At 70.0% G+C, this 3,671-nt stretch carries 4 protein-coding genes; 1 reads left to right on the plus strand and 3 read right to left on the minus strand.

Features of this window, described 5'->3' with window-relative positions; translation table 11 throughout:
• Positions 1–82: 82 nt before the first annotated feature.
• The 3 genes from G6018_RS11890 to G6018_RS11900 form a co-directional block, all read right to left on the minus strand.
• Positions 83–901: a thioesterase family protein gene (locus G6018_RS11890; protein ID WP_182639704.1), complete on the minus strand. Its 819-nt coding sequence runs from the start codon at positions 899–901 to the stop codon at positions 83–85.
• 22 nt (positions 902–923) lie between these two features.
• A complete protein-coding gene (locus G6018_RS11895; RefSeq protein ID WP_182609811.1) occupies positions 924–2,132 on the minus strand; it encodes an acyl-CoA desaturase in 1,209 nt (402 codons plus the stop codon).
• Between the two features lie 92 nt (positions 2,133–2,224).
• Positions 2,225–3,226 (minus strand): LLM class flavin-dependent oxidoreductase, encoded by a 1,002-nt coding sequence (locus tag G6018_RS11900; RefSeq protein ID WP_182639705.1) that lies wholly within the window; start codon positions 3,224–3,226, stop codon positions 2,225–2,227.
• Positions 3,227–3,296: 70 nt separating this feature from the next.
• On the opposite strand from G6018_RS11900, the gene G6018_RS11905 reads away from it, so the two are divergent.
• A partial coding sequence (locus G6018_RS11905) for a hydroxyethylthiazole kinase (protein ID WP_182639706.1) occupies positions 3,297–3,671 on the plus strand: 375 nt, incomplete at its 3' end.

Genomic DNA, 3,671 nt, shown 5'->3' on the forward strand with positions numbered 1-3,671 from the left:
GGCCAGCCGCGTGGCGGCGATCGACGCAGGGCCAGCCGCGCCGCCGGCTGAGTCCCGCCGCCGACCGATCAGCCGCCGGCCGTCACCCGAACACGGTGATGGTCTGGCGGCTGATCGCCGTCAGGGCCCCGTCCGGTCGCCACATCATGGCGTGGGTGTGCGCGTACCCGTCGCGGGAGGCATCGGTGGTCGCCTCGTAGGCGAACAGCGCCTCCGGCGGGATCGTGTCGGGGCCGATCTCCGCCACCAGCTCCAGCGTCCAGGTCAGGCTGCTGGCGGGTGCGAACCCGGACAGCATCTGGATGGTCGCGGGCGGCCACGCGTCCGCGAGCACCAGCAGATGCTCCTCGTGGAACTCCTCCGGGGCCTCGCGCAGCTGCGCCCAGCCCGAGAGGTCTCCGGTCTCGGCTCCGCTGAACGGTAGGGCGCCGCCGACCTGCCTCAACGCGAGGAACCGGTAGAACTCCGGGGTCATCTTCTCGATGTAGGGGAACGGCTCGATGGTCCCGGGCTCGGGCAACTCCGGCATGGGATGCCTCGGTGGCACCACGATGGTGGACTCGCGGTGCTTCCCGAACGCCGCGAGCGCCGTGGCGACGATCGCTCCGTCCTGCCGCAGCGTGGCCTGGGCCTGCGTGACGTTCTTCCCGACCCGCAGAATCTCGGCGTGGACCTCGACCGCGCCCGTCGTGGCGGGACCGACGAACGAGACGGTGAACGACCTCAACGGATGTGGAGACCCAGACCCCGACCCGGCCGCGTCCTTCAGCCGCCCCTTGATCGACGCGAGGAGCAGGGCCCCAGTCAGGCCACCGTAGATCGCGCGGCCCTGCGTCCAACCGTCCGAGATCTCGACGCTCCCGCCGCGCGAGGCGGACTCCAGCATGCTCTTCAGCGACATGCCGGACAGTCTGCCAAAGCGGTCAGCGGACCAGTTGGGGGCGCCCCTTGTTCCGGAACGCGGCCAGGGCCGTCGCCAGGCCCGGCATCTGCGGCATCCGGTCGAACATCCTCTCGCTGCGCGTCTCCGCCGCGTCGTCGGCGGTCCGGTGCAGGTACCGGTCGGGCAGCGAGAGTCGGGCGATGGTGCGCCATGACTGCAGGTACTGCTTCCACAGCGGCCCGCTCACGTACGGCAGGTCGTACCGCTCGCACAGGTCGCGGACCCGCAGCGAGATCTCGGAGTACCGGTTGGACGGCAGGTCGGGGAACATGTGGTGCTCGATCTGAAACGACAGGTTGCCCGACATGAGGTTCATGACGGGGCCGCCGTCGAGGTTGGCGCTGCCGAGCATCTGGCGCAGGTACCACTCGGCCTGCGTCTCGTTCTTGACGTCCTTGGGGGTGAACTTCTCCGCCCCGTCCGGGAAGTGGCCGCAGAAGATCACCGCATTGGTCCAGATGTTGCGGAGGATGTTCGCGGTGACGGTGGCGGTGAGCGCCTGACGGCCGGACGGCCCCGCGAGCACGGGGAACAGGACGTAGTCCTTGAGGACCTGTTTGCCCGCCTTCCGCAGGAACGCCTTGGCTGTGCGCCGGTCGGCGGGCGTGGCGCCGGAACCCGGGAACGCGTCCTGGAATCGCACGTGCTGCAGCCCGATCCCCCACTCGAACCCAAGCATCAGCACGGTGTTGACCAGGAGGTTGGCGGAGTACCTGGGCTCCCACGGCACATCGCGCGTGACCCGCAGGACGCCGAACCCCACGTCATCGTCCAACCCGACGATGTTGGTGAACTTGTGGTGCAGGTAGTTGTGGGTGTGCTTCCAGTCCGCGGAGCTACCGACCAGGTCCCACTCCCAGGTGGTGGAGTGGATCTCCGGATCGTTCATCCAGTCCCACTGTCCGTGCAGGACGTTGTGCCCGATCTCCATGTTCTCGAGGATCTTGGCCACGGCCAGGCCGCCCGTGCCGAGCGCCCAGGCCGTGCGGTTCCGGGCGCCCAGGTACAGGACGGCACGGGCTCCCAGCTCGATCCCCCGCTGCAGCCGGATCACGCTGTGGATGTAGCGGTAGTCCCGCTCCCCGCGCGAGGCGATCACGTCGGCCCTGATCGCGTCGAGTTCCCGACCCAGCTCGTCGATCTGCTCGGGAGAGAGGTGCGCGTACTCGCCTACATCAGAGATGGCCATGGATCAACTCTAGGCCTGCCGTGTACCCACGGCCACCCGTGAGCAGGAACGGGTTGCGAATACGTGACCAACGGCACTGGGCGACCGGCATCTCAGTCACTCCAGGCCCGGCGCAACACTTCCAGCGTGCCGTGGACACGCTCGCGGGTCGACCCCACGGGGGCGATCATCAGCTCGTCCGCGCCCGCGCGCTCGGCGAAGTCCCGCAGGTAATCGCGCACCTCGGGGCCGTCCCCCACGGCGGTGTAGGTGATCATGTGGAGGATCTGGCGACCGGCTGCCGACTCCATCACCATGTCCAGCTCCTCGTCCGAGAAGTGGCGCCCGCGTCCGGCCATCAGCTTCACGCGCTGACGGCGATACCAGTGCAGCTCGCGGGCCGCACGCCCGGTGTCGTCGTCGGTCACCACGTTGACCGCGGCGATCATGTACGGCTCGGCCAGCTGGTCGCTGGGCTCGAACCGGTCGCGGTACACGGCCGAGGCCTGCTCGAGTGCGTCGGGCGCGAAGTGCGAGGCGAACGCGTACGGGAGCCCGAACTTCGCCGCCAGCTGGGCACCGAAGAGCGACGACCCGAGGATGTAGAGGGGGATCCTGGTCCCCCGCCCGGGCGTCGCGGTGATGCCGCGCGTGCGGGCGAGGTCCGACGGCGAGTCGCCCAGGAAGGCCTGCAGTTCCCGCACGTCGTCGGGGAAGCGCTCGGCGGCCGACGGTTCGCGACGCAGGGCGCGGAACGTCTGCGGGTCGGTGCCGGGCGCGCGGCCCAGCCCCAGATCGATCCTGTCCGGGTGCAGCTCGGCGAGCGTGCCGAACTGCTCGGCGATCACGAGCGGCGAGTGGTTGGGCAGCATCACCCCACCGGAGCCCAGGCGGATCCGCTCGGTCTGCGAGGCGATGTGCGCCATGAGCACCGCCGGCGCGGAGGAGGCGATGGACCCCATGTTGTGGTGCTCGGAGTACCAGACCCGGTCGTAGTCCAACTCCTCGGCCCTGCGCGCCAACGCCACCGAGTCCTGCAGCGCCTCCCCGACCGACTGACCGGGACGGACGGAGGCGAAATCGATCACGGACAGGGGCATCGGGGAGGGGGTCATGACCGGTCCAACCCACGCCCCGCGGGACCTATTCCGTCCCGTGTCCGGCCGGGGGCGGCACACTGGGGGTATGTCCGCACCCGGCTCCGGTTCCAGCCCCAGTTCCAGCTCTGTCGACATCGCACACCTGGTCTCGGTGATGCGCCGGGCCGAGCCGTTGGTGCACTGCCTGACCAACTCGGTGGTCCGCCAGGTCACGGCCGACGTCCTACTGGCCGCCGGCGCGGCGCCCGCGATGGTCGACCACCCCGAGGAGGCAGCCGACTTCGCGGCGGTCGCCTCCGGGGTTCTGGTCAACGTGGGCAACCCGACCGCCGAGCAGGTGGAGGGCATGCACGCCGCGATCGGCTCGGCGCGGGAGCACGGCACTCCGTGGGTGCTCGATCCGGTGGCGGTGGGCGGTCTGACGCTGCGCACAGGGCTCGCCACCGGCTGGCTCGACCAC

This window comes from Dietzia sp. DQ11-44, from assembly GCF_014145205.1.
In the GTDB taxonomy this organism is placed as follows: Bacteria; Actinomycetota; Actinomycetes; order Mycobacteriales; family Mycobacteriaceae; genus Dietzia; species Dietzia natronolimnaea.

Excerpts from the sequence above, each read along its gene's own strand:
- G6018_RS11890 (WP_182639704.1), bottom strand. The coding sequence starts at position 901 with ATGTCGCTGAAGAGCATGCTGGAGTCCGCCTCGCGCGGCGGGAGCGTC.
- G6018_RS11895 (WP_182609811.1), bottom strand. The coding sequence starts at position 2,132 with ATGGCCATCTCTGATGTAGGCGAGTACGCGCACCTCTCTCCCGAGCAG.
- G6018_RS11900 (WP_182639705.1), bottom strand. The coding sequence starts at position 3,226 with ATGACCCCCTCCCCGATGCCCCTGTCCGTGATCGATTTCGCCTCCGTC.